Raw genomic sequence first — 18,079 nt, 5'->3', positions numbered from 1 at the left:
GGTATGGCACGCCGCGGCAGATGCCGGTCGCGGCGTGCTCGGCGCGCACTTCATCCCCTGACGCGTTGGCACGGAGCGAAGTCCGACGGGTCCCGCTGTGCACTGCGGGACCCGTGGTTACCGTTCGCGCTGGTCAGCCCGTCGAATGGCGACAACAGGCCCGCCCGGCAGACGTGATGCGCCCGGCTACCCCCGCTGCTACGGGGAGAATCCGCCCCGTAGACCTTCCCCAACCCCATCCCGGGTTGATCCCCGCTCAGGCGGGGAGCACCACGGCAGTGGGCCGCGAGGCGACCGCGCAGCCCGGCAGCCGCCCTCCTACGCATCCGCCGTCGGCCGTACCAGCAGCAGTCCCGCGCTGTAGGAGCGGTCGCGGCCGACGCCGGTGGCGATGATGCCGGTAAAGGCATGCGGGTCGGTGACGGTGAGGGTGCCCTTGATCTCGGCGGTCATCAGCTGGTCCTGGACCGAGGAGGCCGGGACCCGGCCTTCGTGATGGGGCGCCGCCCGCTGCGTAAAGGCCCATCTCTCACTTCCTGCTGGGAGTCGGTTGTGCCAGCGTGATGCTCGCTCCCGGCGGTGCCTGCCATCCCCTTCTCTCGAGCACCTGCCTGTCCGCGCGTCTTGAGCGGTGGTCACTGAGGGAGCGCAAGTCCCCCTCCCGGGGGCCAGCCCCCGGACCCCCGCTGGGGACCTCGGGTTCCCAGACCCCTTACGCTGCCGCAGTCCACTCCGTCCTCAGCCGGATGACACCGCCGCCAAGGCGGTGTCATCCGGCTTCCGGGCGGTGCTCCCTTGTCCCTGGCCCAAGTGGTTGCTCCAGTCAGTCGTGAATCAACTGGCTGGGCGCTCCCGCCTACCAAAACGGTCCCGAGTGGCTGCTCAGTGGTTGCTGTAGAGACGAGCCACTGAATGCGCGCCGCCCGAGGGGGAAGCTGACCAGCACATCGCTCAGGTGACCCGGGAGCTGGGAGGCCGTTCGCGGCCGAGCAGCGGTATGCAACGGCGGGTTGCCCCGGGCTCCTGGTGCGGTTAGCACGCAGTGGCCTGGAGCCGGATGGCCAAGCACCCTGAGAGGTGGTCACGTCGCTGGCGTCGTTCAGTTGCAGAAGAGGCAGAAGAGCGCAGTAGGGCGTTGACCTGCGGAAATACCTTTCGAAGCCACGATCGCCAGATCTGCTACCCCGATCGAGGGGCTGCCAAGGCTGTCCATAGGACTGCGGTGAAGTGACCACAACCTCGTGGTGACCAGATCAAGAGATCTGGAAACCACGATCGTACGATCGTGATTCAGTGCCGAAAAATACATCTGCGGATGCCCTTGGAGGGCGGCGCGATACGAGGTCGTGAGCGCCCCCTGAAGTTGACTCAGTGACGTTTCGGTCATGTACTTTTAGGCCATCTGATCCGCTGTGGCCGACCGCGGCAGGGTCCAGGACCTATGCCCGAGGAAGGAGGGGACCACGTGGCTGCCGCCGCACGGCGTCGACGCGCGCCAGCAGACGAGAACGGGGAACTTCTCCCCTTTGCTCCGTTCGCGTTCTACTCCGGACACGCGAACGTCGACAAGGAACGCGTCCGCGCCATCTGCCGCAGCAACAAGTTCACCCCGGGCGAGAAGTTCATGGTCCTCTGGTGGATCGGAACGTCGCCAGAGGGCATGGAGCCCGTGGTGATGACGGGGGCGGACATCGGCAAGGAAGTCGGCATGACGGCGGATGCCATCGGCCGGATCAGCCGCAAGCTCCTCAAACACCGGATCTTGGTCGCGGTGGGTACGTTCGGGAACTCGAAGTTGTACCGGATTACGCCCTACATCGCGTTCCACGGTCCGGGCTACGATCAGCGTGAAGCGGTGAAGCGCTTCAACCCCCCAGACATTCCTGGGTTGGCCCCGAGAATTCGAGAGTGGTGGGAGGACCGATGAGCACTCAGACGGTTGCGCTGCATGGGAGCAGGAGCATGTCGTTCGGGGAGCTGCTGAGGCGAACCCACAACCTGACCGCGAATCAGCGCCTGATGGTCGTGCTCTACAGCGATCCGGAGCTCGTCGGCCGGAACGGGGTGATCGAGCAGTCCGCAAAGGACCTGGCGGGCATTCTGGGATGGGCGCCGACCATGTTCTCTCGCATCCGGCAGCAGCTCGTTGATGCCGGATGGCTGGAGCAGTCCGGCGGGCGAGCCCAGGTCAAGTTCTTCCGACTGACGCCGACAGCCCACGGGCAGACGCGAGCGCTTCGGCTCGTGGACTGAACGCTGCAGGACGTGTGAGGGGTTGTTGATCCACTGCGGATCAACAACCCCTCACACTTATGAACGTTTCGGCATGGAACCACGACCGACCGATCGTGGCTTCGTGCCGTGGAGTGCAGCAGCCCCGGAACAGCGGGGCACTTATGAACTTATCGGCAGGGAGCCACGACCCACCGATCGTGGTCGTGATAGCCACCTCGGTGCCCAGGCAGGCCTCGGCAATATGTATGTTTCGGCATGGAACCACGACCGACCGATCGTGGCTTCGTGCCGTGGAGTGCAGCAGCCCTGGACCTGGCCTGACGACTACGCCCAGGTGCCAACAACGAAGGACTCGAGGCGGGGGGCCTGGAGGGCGACGCGCTCGTCGGCGCGGATGGTGATGACGCCGTTTTCGAAGTTGAGGCCGTTCTCGTTGGAGACGGTGACGGAGTCGGCCTCGTCACCGGGGTGAGCCCACGGCCTGACCGATCCGCCGTCCAGGCCCGGCCCGCCCACGTCGGCGGGCCGGGCCTCCCTCTTCCCGGAGGCCCCGATGACGCGCGCCGCACTCGGCCCGCACTCGCACCCGCTCACCCCGGCCGACCTGCCGCCCGGCACAGCCTGGTGGAGCTCCTGCCCGGACTGCCGCTCCCCGATCCAGGGCGGCCCGCTCGGACTGCGCGCCCACCGCCGCACCGCCCACCGCCCTGACCGCAGTTTTATACACGAGGCGTTCACGTTCCTCGGGTACACGTTCCGTGCCAGGAAGAACCGGAGCCGGCGAGGGAACGTGTTCCTCTCGTTCGAGCCCGGGATCAGCAGGGAGGCCCTGACCAGGATCGGGCGGGAGGTGCGGTCCTGGCACCTGCACACCCGGACCGGATCCTCCTTCGTCCAGCTCGCCCGGCGGATCAACCCGGTGGTGGCGGGCTGGATCAACTACTACGGCCGGTTCCGGTGGTGCGAGTTGGAACCCTTCGTGATGCGCATCAACGCCTACCTGGTGCGCTGGATCCGCAACAAGTACAAGCGGTTCGCGGGCAAGCGCAAGGCCCTGGCGAAGATGCAGGAGATCGCTCGGCGATACCCCCGCATGTTCGCGCAGTGGCGCATCAGCGTGTGCGCCGTGGTGGTCTGACGATCAGAGCGGCACGAGCCGTGTAACGGGAGACTGTTACGCACGGTTCTGTGAGGGCCGGGGGGTGAGATTCCCCCCGGCTGCTCGGCGGCACGGTTGCCGCGGGACGAGTAGGCCTTGTCTCCGGCGACCGCGCCAGGTCGGGTGCGAGGACGGCCGACCGGCACCCGGACCCGGACCTTCTCCAGCACGGGGATGAACTGCGGGCTGTCCGCGGCCTGGCCGTCAGTCAGGCTGAACACCAGCGGGCGGCACTTGCGCTCACCGGCAACGTGGATCTTGCTGGTCTGCCCACCCCTGGAGCGCCCGAGCAGAGCTTCCTTCAGCCGGAACTTGCGCCGGCGCCGGATGCGTCGCCGTTCTTCCCGTTTCGGGTCACCTGAGGTATCCCGCCCGTCTTGTTCCTCCGAGCCTCCCCCTTTTGCCGGGCCTTCTCAGCCTCCTCGGCAGCCTTCTCCAGGGCGGCCATGGTGTCGGAATCGAGGTGCATTCCGGCGGCATCGTGGTGAGCCCGCACAGTCGTGCAGTCCACGCTGACCAGGGACAAGTCCACCTCGCCGCGCTTCGCGGCTTCCGCGATCACGCCCTCCATCAGGGCTTCGAAGACACCGGCGTCCCTCCACTGCCGGAACCGATTGGAGACGGTCGACCAAGCACCGAACTCCTTCGGCATCTCCCGCCACTGCCCGCCCGTCCGGAATCGCCAGATCACGCCCTCGAACTGCTGCCGCAGCCGCTCCGGGTACGGGCCGTACTCGCCGATCGGCAAGTACGGCTCAATCAACACCCACTCCGCATCCGTCAGTTGCTCTCGCGTCACACACCACGGTCCACTGCTTCGACTGCCTCGAGGACGACTCGGTCCTGGTCGGCGGCCAGGCCCCTCCGGCGATGCGCCCTGTCGGGCGGTGCGGCCGCGGTACGCGGGGAAGTGGTCGTCGTGGCCGGGTGGACAGCACGTGCGGGATCGTTCGCGGGTAGCGCGCTCGGCCGTTCGGGTGAGAAGCAGGTCTTTCGATGGCTACCTTCTGTAGCTCTGTGGGTTACTCGTAGTGATTACACCCGGTGGGCCGCCCATCCCTTGCCGGGGGAATGCGTTGGACCTCAGGAGACACGTGCTCCCGGTCCGACAGCCGTCGGGCGCCCCCGGTCAGGAGCCAACGTCATGTCGACTGTCGTGAACGCGACGGCCGTGGGACGTCGGCGGTCCCCGCTTGATCGGAGGGGACATCATGACCTCAGCGACTGACCGCCTGCCGGCAGGACCGGCGGCGAAGGACGCGACCCTGCCGGGCGGGGCGGGCCCACCGGAATCGCGGTCACCCCGAACGCTCTCTCCTCCTGGGTGAGCGACAACGGCGCGAACACGGGGGCGTCATGACGCCCTCCGGCAGGCCGTCAGCCCGGACCAAGGACCCACCGGAGGCGGTGCCGGGGTCTTTGCCATCGCACTGTCGTCTCCGACACAGCAGTCGCCTTCACCGCGCCCGCCCCGGACTTCCGGGCCCCGCAGACCCGACCACCACCACAGGCACCATCCACGCCCCCAGCGACTACACCGACCTCACCGCACCCACCGTGTGGACGGGCACCCACGGGTGGCCGCCGGACGGATCCGGCGGTCAGAACCGGCCCGGCGAGAACCTCGACGAACGAGGCCGTGGCACCACACCGATACCCGTGACAGCCACACCGCCCGGCCGGCGCACGGACGTTCAACCCCCGCGCCCCCGACGGACGCAAGCCGGATGCCCGAACAGGTGCGACCAGACCACACCAGAGGGCTCGAGCCACCACGAGCCCAAGTCGCAGCACACCTCGACCCGTTCCCGGACACGCCGCACGCGGCCCCGTGAACGATCCACTCAACACCAGGGAGAAGCAATGAACCACAGCAAGCTGGCGATCCGCACGCTGGGCGCTCTCGGGGCGGCCGCCCTCACGGTCACCGGCCTGGCGGCCACCCCGGCAGCCGCGCAGACGTTCGTCCCGTGCACCACCGCCGCGCTGGCGACCGCCATCACCAACGCGAACACCTCCGGTGACACGCTCGCCCTGGCCCCGGGCTGCATCTACACCCTGACCACCCCGCTGCCGGACATCCAGAACACGATCGTCATCAAGGGTGACGGCGCCACCATCACCCGTGGCCCGGCCGCGCCGGCCTTCCGCATCCTCACGGTCGACTCGACGGGAAACCTGGACCTTCGCGACGCGATCATCGCCAACGGTGACGCGACGGGAGACTTCGGGGGCGGCATCCGCAACGACGGAACCCTCACTGTCAGGCGCAGCCTCATCCGCGACAACCACGCCGACTTCTCCGGCGGGATCGGCGGCAACACCGGATCCACCACGAACGTTGAGCACAGCCTCATCACTGCCAACAGCGCGCTCTACAACGGTGGCGGTCTGGGCAACGACGGCACCATGACCATCGACAAGAGCACCGTCGTCAACAACAACGCGCTCGAGCTGGGCGGCGGAGTGGCCAACGACGGTACGTTGAACATCTCGCAGAGCAACGTCTACGACAACTCGGCATCCGGGCCCACGGGTGCGGGCGGCGGTATCGCCAACTTCGGCGCTGCCGGCACCACCACGCTCACCCGGAGCAAGGTCACCAGCAACGTCGCGACCAACGCCCCCGGAGGCGTCTTCAACAACGGCGGCAGCGTCACGCTCGACTTCACCGCCGTGCTCGCCAACAACCCGACCAACTGCTTCGGCAGCCCCACCGCGGTCCCCGGCTGCGTGGCCTGACCCGCCGGGCCCGCTGTCCGCAGCCTCCACACCCCGACGGCGGCCAAGTCCTTGGCCGCCGTCATCGACCACCGCCCGGTCTCTGACGCTGCCGACGACCGAATGCCGACCCCGCCGACGCGATCACCCCGCTGCGTCTGCTTCTCGCACGGAACCCGGGTGCCCGGTAGCACCGCAGCCGCGCTACGACGCGGCCTCACCGCCCCGTCGACGCCCTGCCCGACGAGACAGGCGACCAGTCTCGGGAGGAAAGCGCCGGCCAGGGTGGCCCTTCGTGTCTGCGGCACCGCAAGAGGGGAGCTGCCCTGAGGACACGCCCCGTCATCCTGGAGTCCGATGATGCCCGTTGACCATGCTCGATCCCGCAGGTCGCGGATCGTGATCGCCGTAGCGCTGACGATCTCGGCGGCGGCCGTTCTCGCAGTCTCTTCGTGCACTTCCTCCGGCGGAACCGCGGAACCGGTGGTGACGATCTCGCCTTCCACACCCGAGGGGACATCGGCACCGGCAGCGACCTCGCCCGCCGTGACGGTGCCTCCGGTGCACGCCGGGTTCGACTACCAGATCGGCGGGCCGTACCAGCCACCGGCCGGTGTGTCCGTCGTCAGCCGCGACCACGGGGCGTCCCCGGCACCGGGGATCTACAACATCTGCTATGTCAACGGCTTCCAGGCCCAGCCGGACGCAGAGCAGGAATGGGACCGGGACCTCCTGCTCCGGGACCGGGCCGGCAACGTCGTCCACGACACCACCTGGAACGAGGCGCTGCTGGACATCAGCACGGACACCAAGCGGCAGCGGATCGCTCTGAAGGTGGACGGCTGGATCGACGAGTGTGCCACCAAGGGCTTCAACGCCGTCGAGCCGGACAACTACGACAGCTACACACGCTCGGCCGAACTGCTGAGCGCGGCCGACGCCGAGGCGTACCAGTCCCTACTCGTCGCGCACGCCCACGGACGAGGCCTTGCCATCGCCCAGAAGAACGCGGCGGAGCTGGCCCCGGACCGGCAGCAACTGGGCCTCGACTTCGCGGTGGTGGAACAGTGCGGCACGTACGGCGAGTGCGACCGGTACATCGACGCGTTCGGCGACAGCGTAATCGACATCGAGTACGACGAGCAGGGCCTCCAGGTGGCGTGCACGACCTGGGGGACCCACATCAGCATCGTGCGACGCGACCTCGACGTCGTTCCACCAGGCGACGCCGGCTACCTGCGCCAGACCTGCTGAACCGGCCACCTGTTTCTGGAGTGGCACTGGGCAAGTTCGAGGACAGCCTGCCCGAGCACGGGCACCTCAAGGACCGCCTACAACGACGACGGCCTGACGATCATCGTGAGCCCGCCGCCCGGGAACCCGACGCGGGACGCGAGCATGCCCTTCCCGATCGACGAACCGGGCCAGGGCGACCAGGCCCTGCTGGAACCGGTCCGTGCGGGACACCTTGGGCTTCGCCTCGACGGCCTGCTTCGCGGCCACCAGCTCCTGGTCCTCCTCGATGCCGATCGCCGTCAGCAGGTCCCGGTGGTCTGCCTCCAGGCCGGGCCAGCCAGCCCACTGCGCCTGTACCCGGCGTCCGAGCTGCTCACCCTCGAACACCGTGTCCAGCGGCAGCTGCGCCCAGTCGACCCGTCCTTCGGGCTCCAGCCACCACCGCCGGGCGGTGGTGTAGGTGCGCTGCCAGGTGATGGCCAGGTGGGGCACCAGAAGGGGTCGATCTCCTCCAGCGGGGCCCGGCGAGCTGGTGAACGGCGACAACGAGGGCGCGGCCGCCGACCTCGCCGACGCCCTGCAGGAGTTCGCCGACCTCGCCGCCGCGCCCAGCGCCGGCGCCGACGTCTGGCTGACCATCGGCACCCCGACCAAATCGAACAACGCACCGTCCGACTCCCCGCCAGCGTCGCCGACTGGATCACCGAACTGCTTCGCGACGAGACCCAGACGCTGGCAGCCCGGGCCGCCGACCTCGGGCAGGACGACGACCAGGGCGCCGATGTCGAACCGGCGCGGTGGTGACCGGCACCCCCGATCGCCCGCGCGGACAGAGAACTGGTCGGCGGCCCGCCCGACGGGTTGTTGCTGGACGTCACCGGCTGGGACACCGAGCAGCTCGCCGACGGCGCCGCGCTGATCACCGAGATCGGCCGGTACGGCGCCGACGGCCGCGCCCACTACGAACCGAGGCCGAACACCACAGGGCGGTCAGTCCCGAAGGTCCTCTGAGTGGGGGCCCTGGACCATGTTGGTCATGCCTCCTCAATGCCCTGGACGAGTCGCTGATGTTCCTTCAGCCGCCCCGGAGCATGACCCCGGCACGCAGGGGTAAGCGCCTGGCGATCGTGTGCCGGTGCGCCACCCACGAGGCCCTGGACACCCATGGCGGGAAGCGGCAGGTGGACGGCCCCCGTCGGATCCAGGTCACCCCAGGCCGGCTGGACGGTGGTCCGGTCCTGTGCGGGGTCTGCGGACAGGACTTCATCCCGGAGGACTGACCCGCCCTCGGCGAGGGAGCCCAGCCGTGTGACGTACTGATCTACCGCGACCTGACGGCGGGTTCGAGAGCGCACCGGACCACTGCGGCCGTCAGCCGTCAGCGGTCAGCGGTCAGCGGTCAGCGGTCAGCCGCCATTCGCCATTCGCCATTCGCCAGCCGTCAGTCGTCGGCGTCCGGAGCCCGGTCCGGCTGTCCCGTGTGCCACGACAGCTCGATCTCCAGTTCCATCTTGCCGTCCCCCAGCTCGACCTCGATCTCGGTGTGCAGCTCGTCCGGGATCCACAGCGTCAGCTTTCCGGGCCCGAGCTCCAGCTCGGCCCGGCCACCGCGCCTGAGCGCGGCCGCCAGCGCCTCGAGCTGATCGGCGGCCTCGGTGCGTGACACCGTGCGCTTCTGTTCGAACTCAAGGTCCTTCACGGATGTCTCCCGGGTCGGTGACAACAGCACGTAGGGCCCATTCTCACGCCGCTGCCCGCCATCGGCCCGGCGGCCCCGACCGCACGTGCACGTGCACGTGCGGTCGGGGCCGCCGGGCCAGGCCACACAGGCCCAGGGTGCCCGCTTCCGGAGCCCTGCTGCGCCACCGCACCGACCGCCCGCCCCCGGCTGGGAGGGGCTTTTCGCCCGTTGCCCTGGTGTCGGTCGAAGGCTGGGCCAGGCCCTGCTCGGCGCGATGGCGCGCACACCGAACGGGAATCGACGACTCCCAACCTGCCCCTCCGCCGTCGCCGCCACCCGGCCGCGCCCACCGCGCTCGTGCCCGCCGCTCCGGTCCGCGCCGGATGGCCGCCGGCCCCAGCCCGACCTGGTGGCGGCGCGTGCTGCCGGACCCGGTCAAGCGAGCACCTGACCCCGGGCGGGGTAATCGTCCGCACCACCTGGCACGAGCCGGCCCCGACTGGTTGTCGACCTCCCAGGCTCACCTTCTGCGACTCCATCGGCCTCAACGCGCTCCTCAGAACCCGGATCGCCGCCCGCGCCGCCGGCATCGCGTTCGTGCTCGCTGTACCCACCCCGCAGATCCGCCGACTGCTGGAGATCACCGGCGCCGATGATGTGCTCACCGTCCGCGACAGCGCCCGCGCCGCCCTGGCCGGCACCTGGTGAGGTGGGGCGACCGATGGACAGGCCCAGGCGTTACGCGGTGACCCGGCCCGCCCGGCGGTCACCGGCCGCCCCACCGGTGAGCCCGCCGTCGCGGGCGCGCTCGGGGAGCTCGCCGTCCCTGAACGCGGACGGCACCGAAGGCGCGTCCGGCGGGGGCACCGCAGTGAACGCCGAAGCCGCAGCGCATGCGAAGCGGCACGCCGGAGTGCCTTGGGTGCCGGGGGCGGTTCAGCCGCCGCCCCCCATGCCTCCCTGCGCGGCGATCATGGTCAGGTTCAGTCCGTTCACCGCGCGGGCCAGGCCCGGGGCCGGGGCGGCGAGCCGGTGGGTGAGCGCGTGGATCCGCTCGGCGTGCCGCCTGCGGTCCTGCCGGGTCAGGACCAGCCGCAGGTGTCCGTGGGCGGCCAGCGCGGCGAGGGCGGCGTCGGCGAACGGCGCTGCGGCGACGGGTGCGTTGCCGCGGACCAGCTCGGCCACCCGCGCCTGGAGGTCGAGGGCCTCACGCGGGTCCTGCACCGTCACCGGGCGCCGCGGGGCGACCGGGCCGTAGGGGTCGCGGTCCACCACGGTCACCGCGCCCAGTGCCGCCAGGCGTTCCTCGGCAGCCTCCAGGGTGTCGTCGCGCCCGCGCCGGATCCACGCCTTCCAGGTGCGCGGGGCCGTGCCCACGTCGGCGATCAGGGCGTCCAGGACAGGGTCCCCGGTGGCGGCGCCGGACACGACCTTTACCCGGCCCGCCGTGTCCTCGCCGAGGGCGCCGCGGTGGGCGAGTTCGGCCAGGGCGGCGGCGCGCAGAAGGAAGCCGGCCCGGGGGCGGTCCTGCAGCCGCTGGGCCGCAGTGTCGAAGGCCAGCAGGTAGACGTCCAGATGCAGTCCTCGGCTCATGGCTCCGACCATACGGCGTACGGGCCGGTCCGCCGTCGGCCCGTGGTAGGGCCCGTCCTCCGTCCGCGGGAGTACGCGCCCTGGTCGCGCGGGGGCAGGCGGGGAGCGCCGCCGGGTCGGGGGTGCAGCGCCGGTGCCCCGAGCGCCTCGTCCCCCAGTGCCCCCGCAGCGCCCGCGCTCCTGGAAGCCGACGATCCGCAGGAAGGTCCCGGTGTCGTCCGCGTGGTTGCTGCCGCTCACGCAGAAGGTGCGGCGGTCAGGGCCCACCGCCGGGTCGGCACCGTGGCTCCAGATTGAACCCGGCGAAGCCCTCGCGCGGCACGCGCCGGCCGGTGGCGCTGCCGTGGGCGGCCACCGGCCGGCCCGGGCAGCGTCATGACCGCGGCGGCGGTGGCAGCCGGCCCGGCGACCTCACCCTGCGCACCACCTGGGACGGACATCGGGCGCTGCTGGAGGTCCAGTACGACGGCGCCGACGAGTGGTACACCGTGGAAGGGTCCCCGGTGCCGGCTGCCACCGCGGCGGCGGCCGAAGCCGCCCACCGGGCCATGGTCGGCGCCGTTCGCAGCGGTGGTGCAGCCACTGCCGCGGACTGTGGAGCTGCGCCTGCCGGACAACCGCAAGCTCTGGTGCCTGACCGCGGCCGGCCGCCGCGAAGCCGCCCAGTTGCTCCCGGCCGGGACGAAGCTGGCCAAGCTGCGCACCGAGCGCGACCGCAAGGGCACGGCGTTCTCCGAGCACGCCCTGGATGTCGTCGCCACCGCCTGCCTTCTCGCCCGCGCCGGGTTCGGGTACCTGGAGGCGTTCTCCACCGAGGTCGAGCACCCGATCCCGCACCGCCGCTCCCTGTTCACCGACCTCGTGCTGCACGACCCCGGCGCGAAGGTGCCGGTGCTTCTGGTTGAGGTCGACCGGGAGAACGAGGGCGTCGGCACCCTCGCGGCCAAGCTCGCCTCCAACCGCGCCTGGTGCGAGCTCCCGGCGAAGGGCACGGCGAAGTCCGAGTTCGAGGCCTCGCTGCGCTGCGGGGGCGCCCGTACGCATGGCCTGCGGCTGTGGCCCACCGTCTACCCGCCGACAGGCCGTGAGGGGCTGCCGCCGGTCGCCCTGGAGGCCGGCCGCAAGCGCGACTGCCCCGGCACCAAGCGGCCCACCCCGCAGCAGAAGGCGGTGAAGGCCCAGCGGGACCACGAGCGGCTGCTCAGCCGCATGACCGAGGTCGAGGCCGCCTCCGAGGACATCTGGCACGCCCCCGCGTACGGCGGCGACGCCGTCCATGCCCGCGACCACCACCGCGCCCTGCCGGTCGTCGCCACCACCCTGCCGCTGCTGCGCCGCCACGGGGCCGACGCCCCGGTGGGGCACCGGTTCGGTCGCCGCGGCTGGCACACCCTCACCGCCGCGCTCGACAATCCGGACGGCGACGAGTTGCTGGCCGTCGAGCGGGAGGAGGCGGATCGGGCCCGCCGGGCGCGGGAGGCGGCGGAGCGGGAGCGGCGCCGTCCGGCCTGCCGCCGCTGCTCGGCGAAGCTCTCGGACGAGCGGGGCTGGAACGACGACGGGCTGTGCGCCGGCTGCCGCCAGGCCGACGCCGACCAGCGGGCGCTGGAGGCCGCCGAGCGCGAGCGGGCCGCTGCCGAAGCCGCGGCCGCCGAGGCGAAGCGCACCGGCTCCTGGTGGCGCCGGTCCTGACCCGGCCTCACCCCGAGCACAGGCCGCTGACCTGCACTGGGGAGTTTCGGCACCCCCGCTGACCTGCACTGGGGAGTTTCGCCCCGGGCCGGTGGGTTTCGCCTCGGGCCGCTGGGGAGTTTCGCCTCGGCCCCGGTGAGTTTCGGGTGTCGCCGCAGGTCAGCGGCCGGTTAGAACGGACTGCGGTACGCCGTCCGGGTGGGGGCGGGGTTCGGCTCACGGGAACGGAAGTCGCCGGTGGGTGCGGCGCGGCATAGTGCGGGGGTGACCGCCACTCCCGCCCGTCTGGACCTACCCGCACGCCGACGCCGCCACGCCCGGCTGATCGCTGCCCTGACCACCACGATCGGCGCTTGCGCTTCGGCGGCGCAGGCGCTGTACCAGCCCGTCGCCGACGCCCCGCCGGGGCAAGAGGCGGTCGTGGTGGACCCTCTGCCGGTCGTCTACCTCAGCCACACCGCGGCCCCGCTGCTGGACGCGGCCCGGGCCGAGGACGACGCCCGGTGGCCGGCCGCCGCCGAGCGGGAGCGGGAGCAGGCCCGGCGGACGAGCGCCGCGCGGGTGGCGCTGGCGCGGGCCCAGGAGATCGTGGAGGAGCCCGGACTGTCCTGGCCCGTGCCGCTGCCGACCGCGGAACAGGGCGCGGCCATCGACCTGGCCGGGGCCGGTGACCAGGTCGCCGAGCTGTGGCGCGCCGACCCCGCGCAGGCCGCTGCCCTGGTGCGCGAGTTGGCGGCGGGCGGGGAGTTCACCGCGGCCGAGGTCCTGGACGAGGCGGTCGACGCGGCCACTGGTGCCGGGGTGCTGGCGCTGGCCGACGCGGGCACGGCGTCCGACCCGAGCATGATGGCCGAACAGTGCCTGGAAGCCGTCCCGTACTTGGTGCTCGCGGTGGCCCTGGCATCCGCCGACCTCGACTTCTCGGGGCCCGGCAGCGTACCGCCGGCCTCGGACACTGGCCTGGAACAGGAGCGGCGGCCGGCGGTGGCAGCGGCAGCCGAACGGCCCGAACCCCCAACTACGCCGCCGCTTCCTCAACCGGCCCGTCGATGTGCTGGAGCCGGCTACGGGCCTCGACCCGGTCCTTGACCGGCAGGCCCGCCCAGTACTCGTCCGCCCACACCGCGTGCGAGGCCTGCCGCTCGGCCTCCTCCAACCGCGCGGACTCAACCAGCTGTTCCTCGCTCACCCCGCACCGCGCGGCCCCCAGGCCACCGGCCCAGGACGGCAGCGTGGCCAGGAACGCAAGGCGCTCCGCCCGCACCGCCACCAACACGCGCTGCGCCGTGATCAGGTCGCTGGTGTACGCGAAGGTCTTCTGCTCTTTGCCCACGGCAGGCAATCGTACGTGCGACCGGATCCATGCCAGGCTGCGCCCCGCCGGTGCCGACGCCACCTCGCGCCGCGAGACCCGGCTATGCGCGGGAAGAACGAAGTGATCAACCGTGTGGTGACAACCAGGCCTACAGCTCGGTCCACCCGCACGCCCGCCCACCGCGAGGAACTCGAGCGAGTGGTCCAGGAACTGCGCAAGCGCCTGGACACCCCGCAGCGACCGAGTGCCTGGACGGCCGGCCGCTACGGCTTTCCCAAGTTCTGACCGGGGTTTGACAGGCCCTTCCCGTGCCGGTCGTCGCGGGCCTGTGCTACACGTCCGGCGCCTCGCCGGGCCTGGCAGTGCCCTTCGGCAGGGGGCTGCTGGCTGCTGCGGGATTCTCGCCGAGCGTGCCCGCGAGGCGGGCGGCGATTTGAGCCAGCGCCTCACGGGAGTGCTCGGTGTCGGCGACGTCCGGCAAGACGCCGAGCAGCGGGGTGTGGGCGGAGGCCATCTCGGCTTCCACGGCTCGCAGCCATTCCGGGGCGGGTGTGTTGGAGGTGAGCAGGACCAGACCGATGGTGGCGACGGTCAGGGAACCGGCGGCCGGCCGCATGTAGCGGTCGCGCAGGACGGCCACGGCGGCGGCGGGGGCTAGCGGCCGGGTCTCGGCGTCGTTTGAGCGCGAGCGGTCGGCGAACGGTGTCCACGATGCCGCTGCCGCAGCCCACTGCCCGCCCCACAGCCGCAGGCCGGCGTCGCCGAGTCCGGCGACGAACGCGCCGAGTTCGGGCAACGTCCGGGGCCTGGCCGTCCCATGTCGGGCGTAGTGGCGGTCCAGCCAGGCGTGTACGCGGTGCTCGGCGCTGGCCCAGGGGCCGGGGTGGACGGGCTCCGTCAGCGGCAGCCGGCTGACCCGCGCCACGACGAGGTGGGTGTCCGCCCGGCCGTGCATCTGGTAGGCGCCGCTGCCGTCGATGTCGTGGTTGTGGAGCAGGACGACGTCGAACTCACGACGTGCCCGCCCAAGCAGGGCGTCCAGCCCATCAGCGCCCACGCCCATCGCGGAAGCGGCGACGAAGCCCGGGCGCTGAGGCGCGGCAGGCCAGGCCGGGGTGTTCGGCGGAGCCCGCTGCACCAGCGCCCGGACTCCGAACCCGCCCAGCCGTCCGCCCCGGAGGCCCCGGCAGGGCTGCGCCTCCTGGCCGTCGAACTCGCCGCCGATTCGGACCCCGACCCGGTTCCGGTCCCGCCCGCCAGGCCGGGTCGCCGGCCTCTTGCCGATCCCGCCGACCGCCGGACGAGCGTCCCGAAGGCCCCGGGGGGGACAAGAGCTGTAGGCGGGCATCGCGGGCGGGGACAACACGCCGGGCGCCGGCGGGACAACCACGGTGTCCGCGATGTTGTCCCGCGTCCCCGGTTTCGCGGCTCGCCCGCTCCGCCTCTCGCGTGCGCCCGCCTACGCGTTGGTCCTCGCCCGGATGCGAATTCACGGCGCGAAGGATCGCGAAATACGCATCGGGGCCATGCCGTCATGACGCCACGCGACCACGACGTCGTGACGTCACCAACCTTCTGTCGGCGGCGATCTGCCGCCGACCCGTTGTCCGTGCCCCCCGCTGGACGGATCGGCGACAGATCGGCGACAGGTCGCCGGACGGATCGTGACCCGCGCGGACGGATCAGACGGATCGATTCCCCTTTACCTCCCGACACCCTGCTCCCGAGCGGCAGTGGCGGCTCTTCCCCGGGAGCGCCGAGTTGCCCCTGCAGTTGCCGCTGAGGTCGCCTCTGCCGTTGCTCCCGAGGTAGCTCCTGAGGTTGCCTCAGGCCGGCCCTGGGACCACCGGATCCTGCAGACCGGGCCCAGGACAACCCGACCGCACCGGCACCGACTACTTCTCCCCGAGCCCGTGGTGCGCAGCAGTACCCGCGGAGTCCCGTACCGCCCCGGTCGACGTCCTTCTCCCGCCGGGCCGCCCGGCCGGCTCCCCGATCGGCTGGGGATCGGCCGACGATCGGCTCTGCGGATTCCGGCCCGCCGATCAGGAACCGATCGGCCGCCGATCGGCAAACCGATGCTGTGTGCGACATCCCGAAGCTGCCGCGAAGCGATAGGTAGCTCTGCGTAACCTTGCAGCAACTCTGGGCCGAACGGTTGGGTGAGGGGTGCCCATGAGGGAGCATGGACCTGACGGGGTGTCGACCCATGGGGAGGCTGGCGGATGGCGGGGCGGGGTCCTTCACGGCAGGAGTTGATCCGGCGCTGGCGCCAAGCCGGATTCATCGGACGGCAGGGCGAGCTGACGCTCTTCAAGGACACCCTTAGGCGGTCAGCCGAGGAGTCGCCGCAGTTCCTGTTCCATATCCGCGGTCCGGCTGGTGTGGGAAAGTCCACTCTGGTTCGGCAGTTGGAGAGCGCCGCCCGGGAAGCGGAGGCCTGCACCGCCTACGTCGATGAGTCGGTGGGCGACGTCGTCGAGGCGATGGAGGCGATCAGCCTCCAACTGGCCCAGCAGGGCTCCGCCCTCAAGGACTTCGACAAGCTGCTGGCCACCTACCGGCAGCGCCGATACGAGGTCAACGCCGACCCGGCGGCTGGCGAGGCACAGGGGAGCGGCGGGGGACAGCCGGGAAACCCGTCCCCGGGCAGCCTGATCGCCTCCAAACTCGGCCTTGTCGGGCTGGGCATGATTCCCGGAGTGGGCGCGTTCACCGGCGCGGTCGACGCCAAGGAGATCGCCGCCGGGGCCGATCGGGTCAAGGCGGTGCTCAGCGCCCGTCTGCGCAGCCATGAGGACGTCCAACTCGTCATGTCCCCGCTGCAGGTTCTCACCCCCGTCTTCCTCCGCGACCTGGCAGAGGCGGCACGACGCCGACCCTGGCTGGTGCTGTTCTTCGACACCTACGAGCGCATCGGTCCGCTGCTGGACGAGTGGCTGCGGAATACCCTGGTCAGCGACCGGTACGGGGACATGCCCGCGAACGTTTTGGTGGTCCTGGCTGGGCAGGGACAGCTGAATCGGCAGTGCTGGGAGGACTGGCTCGACCTGGTCACCGATCTCCCATTGGACGTCTTCACCGACACCGAGGCGCGCCAACTCCTAGCCGCCAAGGGCATCAATGACGAGCGGGTTATCGAAGTCATTCTGCAGCTATCTGGGCGGCTTCCGGTCCTGGTCTCCACTCTCGCTGAGGCCCGCCCCACCAACCCGGCCGATGTCGGAGACCCGAGCGGCACCGCCGTCGAGCGCTTCCTCCGCTGGGAAGCCGACCCCGCCCGCCGCGCCGCCGCCCTGGCCTGCGCCTTCCCCCGGGAACTCGACGAGGATGTCTACCGTGCCGCCGTGGCGGCGGAAGAGGCCAACGAACTCTTCGGCTGGCTAGGGTCGATGCCATTCGTCACCGATCGCGCTGGCAAATGCCACTACCACGACGTGGTCCGCACTGCGATGCTGCGCCTCCAGCGTCAGCAGTCTCCGCAGCGCTGGCAAGAACAGCACATCAGACTGGCCGACGTCTTCGCCCGGCAGCGGGCCGCACTGGAGACGACCACCGGCCCCGCCGACAGCTGCTGGACCGACGAACGCTGGCGCGGCCACCGCCTGCAGGAGACCTATCACCGTCTGTGCGCCGGCCCCCACACCGCCCTGGCTGACGCCCTCCGCGAAGCGCTCGACGCCTACGACCACGACACGACCACCCTGCGCCGCTGGGCTCAGACGCTGGCCCAGGCTGGCTCGGACAGTGACGCCGCGACCCTGCACGACTGGGGCCGCCGCCTCCTGGACGCCATGGAAACCCCCACCCCCGGCATATCCGCCCTCACCCTGATCCTGTCCTACAGTGCACTCGACACCGACGGCCGGGTACATGCCCTGATCCTGCGCGGTGACTCCCACCAGATGGCGGAGGAGTACGGGCAGGCTCTGGCCGACTATGCGGCGGCTCTCGCTCTGCAGGAAGAATCCGTCCGTGCCGTCCGCGGTCGCGGAGAGACGTACCGTCTGTTGGGCTGGTACGAGGAGGCGCTTACCGAGTTCACCCGCGCCATCGAGCGGGATCAGGACGACGCCTGGACCATCGCGAGCCGTGGGCAGACGTATTGCTCGATGGGCCGGTATGAGGAGGCGCTGGCGGACTTCACGCGCGCCATCGAACTCGATTCCGAGAAGGCGTGGGTGCACGGCAACCGTGGGCAGACGTATCACTTGATGGGCCGGTATGAGGAGGGGCTGGCGGACTACTCCCGCGCCATCGAACTCGATCCCGAGAATGAGTGGATCACCGCCTCGCGTGGCGAGACACACCGGATTCTGGGCCGGTATGAGGAGGCGCTGGCGGACTTCGCGCGCGCCATCGAGCGGGATCAGGACGACGCCTGGACCATCGCGAGCCGTGGGCAGACGTATTGCTCGATGGGCCGGTATGAGGAGGCGCTGGCGGA

Annotated in this window: 16 protein-coding genes and 1 pseudogene; 11 read left to right on the top strand and 6 right to left on the bottom strand. The window is 70.9% G+C overall.

Going from position 1 to position 18,079, the window contains the following annotated elements; translation table 11 throughout:
- Positions 1-318 precede the first annotated feature (318 nt).
- Positions 319-639, bottom strand: a complete 321-nt coding sequence (locus ACZ3YL_RS36155) for a type I-E CRISPR-associated protein Cas6/Cse3/CasE (RefSeq protein WP_465661705.1) — start codon at positions 637-639, stop codon at positions 319-321.
- An 826-nt stretch (positions 640-1,465) separates the two neighbouring features.
- Here ACZ3YL_RS36155 and ACZ3YL_RS36150 point away from each other — a divergent pair.
- From ACZ3YL_RS36150 to ACZ3YL_RS36140, 3 genes are all read left to right on the top strand, one after another.
- Complete coding sequence (locus ACZ3YL_RS36150; RefSeq protein WP_317620883.1) at positions 1,466-1,927, top strand: MarR family transcriptional regulator; 462 nt, start codon at positions 1,466-1,468, stop codon at positions 1,925-1,927.
- The gene (locus tag ACZ3YL_RS36145; RefSeq protein ID WP_188302636.1) at positions 1,924-2,253 is read left to right on the top strand and encodes a cyclic nucleotide-binding domain-containing protein; all 330 of its coding nucleotides are present in this window, start codon (positions 1,924-1,926) and stop codon (positions 2,251-2,253) included. Before ACZ3YL_RS36150 ends, ACZ3YL_RS36145 begins: the two co-directional genes overlap by 4 nt.
- A 535-nt stretch (positions 2,254-2,788) precedes the next feature.
- Complete coding sequence (locus ACZ3YL_RS36140) at positions 2,789-3,373, top strand: group II intron maturase-specific domain-containing protein (RefSeq protein WP_188302637.1); 585 nt, start codon at positions 2,789-2,791, stop codon at positions 3,371-3,373.
- An 88-nt stretch (positions 3,374-3,461) separates the two neighbouring features.
- Here the strand turns inward: ACZ3YL_RS36140 and ACZ3YL_RS36135 are convergent.
- Positions 3,462-4,193, bottom strand: a pseudogene (locus ACZ3YL_RS36135) (IS5 family transposase); the annotation flags it as partial.
- Between the two features lie 1,064 nt (positions 4,194-5,257).
- On the opposite strand from ACZ3YL_RS36135, the gene ACZ3YL_RS36130 reads away from it, so the two are divergent.
- The 3 genes from ACZ3YL_RS36130 (at position 5,258) to ACZ3YL_RS36120 (ending at position 8,362) form a co-directional block, all read left to right on the top strand.
- Positions 5,258-6,136 carry a hypothetical protein gene (locus ACZ3YL_RS36130; protein WP_465661702.1) on the top strand — a complete coding sequence of 293 codons (879 nt, stop codon included), beginning with the start codon at positions 5,258-5,260 and terminating at the stop codon, positions 6,134-6,136.
- A 339-nt stretch (positions 6,137-6,475) separates the two neighbouring features.
- Positions 6,476-7,369 (top strand): endo alpha-1,4 polygalactosaminidase, encoded by an 894-nt coding sequence (locus tag ACZ3YL_RS36125; RefSeq protein WP_465661700.1) that lies wholly within the window; start codon positions 6,476-6,478, stop codon positions 7,367-7,369.
- Between the two features lie 798 nt (positions 7,370-8,167).
- Positions 8,168-8,362, top strand: coding sequence for a hypothetical protein (locus tag ACZ3YL_RS36120; protein ID WP_411292875.1), 195 nt, complete (start codon positions 8,168-8,170; stop codon positions 8,360-8,362).
- 430 nt (positions 8,363-8,792) lie between these two features.
- Here ACZ3YL_RS36120 and ACZ3YL_RS36115 read toward each other — a convergent pair whose 3' ends face one another.
- On the bottom strand, positions 8,793-9,050 hold the full coding sequence (locus ACZ3YL_RS36115) for an amphi-Trp domain-containing protein (protein WP_465661698.1): 258 nt from the start codon (positions 9,048-9,050) through the stop codon (positions 8,793-8,795).
- 339 nt (positions 9,051-9,389) lie between these two features.
- On the opposite strand from ACZ3YL_RS36115, the gene ACZ3YL_RS36110 reads away from it, so the two are divergent.
- Positions 9,390-9,740: an STAS domain-containing protein gene (locus ACZ3YL_RS36110; protein WP_465661696.1), complete on the top strand. Its 351-nt coding sequence runs from the start codon at positions 9,390-9,392 to the stop codon at positions 9,738-9,740.
- A gap of 228 nt (positions 9,741-9,968) precedes the next feature.
- Here the strand turns inward: ACZ3YL_RS36110 and ACZ3YL_RS36105 are convergent, their stop codons facing one another.
- Positions 9,969-10,625, bottom strand: a complete 657-nt coding sequence (locus tag ACZ3YL_RS36105; RefSeq protein ID WP_188302643.1) for a GPP34 family phosphoprotein — start codon at positions 10,623-10,625, stop codon at positions 9,969-9,971.
- A 570-nt stretch (positions 10,626-11,195) separates the two neighbouring features.
- On the opposite strand from ACZ3YL_RS36105, the gene ACZ3YL_RS36100 reads away from it, so the two are divergent.
- Complete coding sequence (locus tag ACZ3YL_RS36100) at positions 11,196-12,317, top strand: hypothetical protein (RefSeq protein ID WP_465661694.1); 1,122 nt, start codon at positions 11,196-11,198, stop codon at positions 12,315-12,317.
- Between the two features lie 264 nt (positions 12,318-12,581).
- Complete coding sequence (locus tag ACZ3YL_RS36095; RefSeq protein WP_465661693.1) at positions 12,582-13,406, top strand: hypothetical protein; 825 nt, start codon at positions 12,582-12,584, stop codon at positions 13,404-13,406.
- Here ACZ3YL_RS36095 and ACZ3YL_RS36090 read toward each other — a convergent pair.
- Entirely contained in the window at positions 13,336-13,650 is a 315-nt protein-coding gene (locus tag ACZ3YL_RS36090) for a hypothetical protein (RefSeq protein WP_465661689.1), read from the bottom strand. The genes ACZ3YL_RS36095 and ACZ3YL_RS36090 overlap by 71 nt on opposite strands.
- 117 nt (positions 13,651-13,767) lie before the next feature.
- On the opposite strand from ACZ3YL_RS36090, the gene ACZ3YL_RS36085 reads away from it, so the two are divergent.
- Positions 13,768-13,917: a hypothetical protein gene (locus ACZ3YL_RS36085; protein WP_465661687.1), complete on the top strand. Its 150-nt coding sequence runs from the start codon at positions 13,768-13,770 to the stop codon at positions 13,915-13,917.
- Positions 13,918-13,963: 46 nt separating this feature from the next.
- Here ACZ3YL_RS36085 and ACZ3YL_RS36080 read toward each other — a convergent pair whose 3' ends face one another.
- Positions 13,964-14,689 carry a hypothetical protein gene (locus ACZ3YL_RS36080; RefSeq protein WP_465661685.1) on the bottom strand — a complete coding sequence of 242 codons (726 nt, stop codon included), beginning with the start codon at positions 14,687-14,689 and terminating at the stop codon, positions 13,964-13,966.
- Between the two features lie 1,198 nt (positions 14,690-15,887).
- Between ACZ3YL_RS36080 and ACZ3YL_RS36075 the strand changes: the two genes are divergently transcribed.
- Positions 15,888-18,079: tetratricopeptide repeat protein (locus ACZ3YL_RS36075; RefSeq protein ID WP_465661683.1), on the top strand; the 2,192-nt coding region annotated here is incomplete at its 3' end.

It is taken from the genome of Kitasatospora sp. NPDC023176, from assembly GCF_055560495.1.
The sequence above is the reverse complement of the archived record's forward strand: the minus strand, read 5'-3'. Positions and strand labels throughout refer to the sequence as shown.

Excerpts from the sequence above, each read along its gene's own strand:
- ACZ3YL_RS36105 (WP_188302643.1), bottom strand. The coding sequence starts at position 10,625 with ATGAGCCGAGGACTGCATCTGGACGTCTACCTGCTGGCCTTCGACACT.
- ACZ3YL_RS36125 (WP_465661700.1), top strand. The coding sequence starts at position 6,476 with ATGCCCGTTGACCATGCTCGATCCCGCAGGTCGCGGATCGTGATCGCC.
- ACZ3YL_RS36145 (WP_188302636.1), top strand. The coding sequence starts at position 1,924 with ATGAGCACTCAGACGGTTGCGCTGCATGGGAGCAGGAGCATGTCGTTC.
- ACZ3YL_RS36130 (WP_465661702.1), top strand. The coding sequence starts at position 5,258 with ATGAACCACAGCAAGCTGGCGATCCGCACGCTGGGCGCTCTCGGGGCG.
- ACZ3YL_RS36140 (WP_188302637.1), top strand. The coding sequence starts at position 2,789 with ATGACGCGCGCCGCACTCGGCCCGCACTCGCACCCGCTCACCCCGGCC.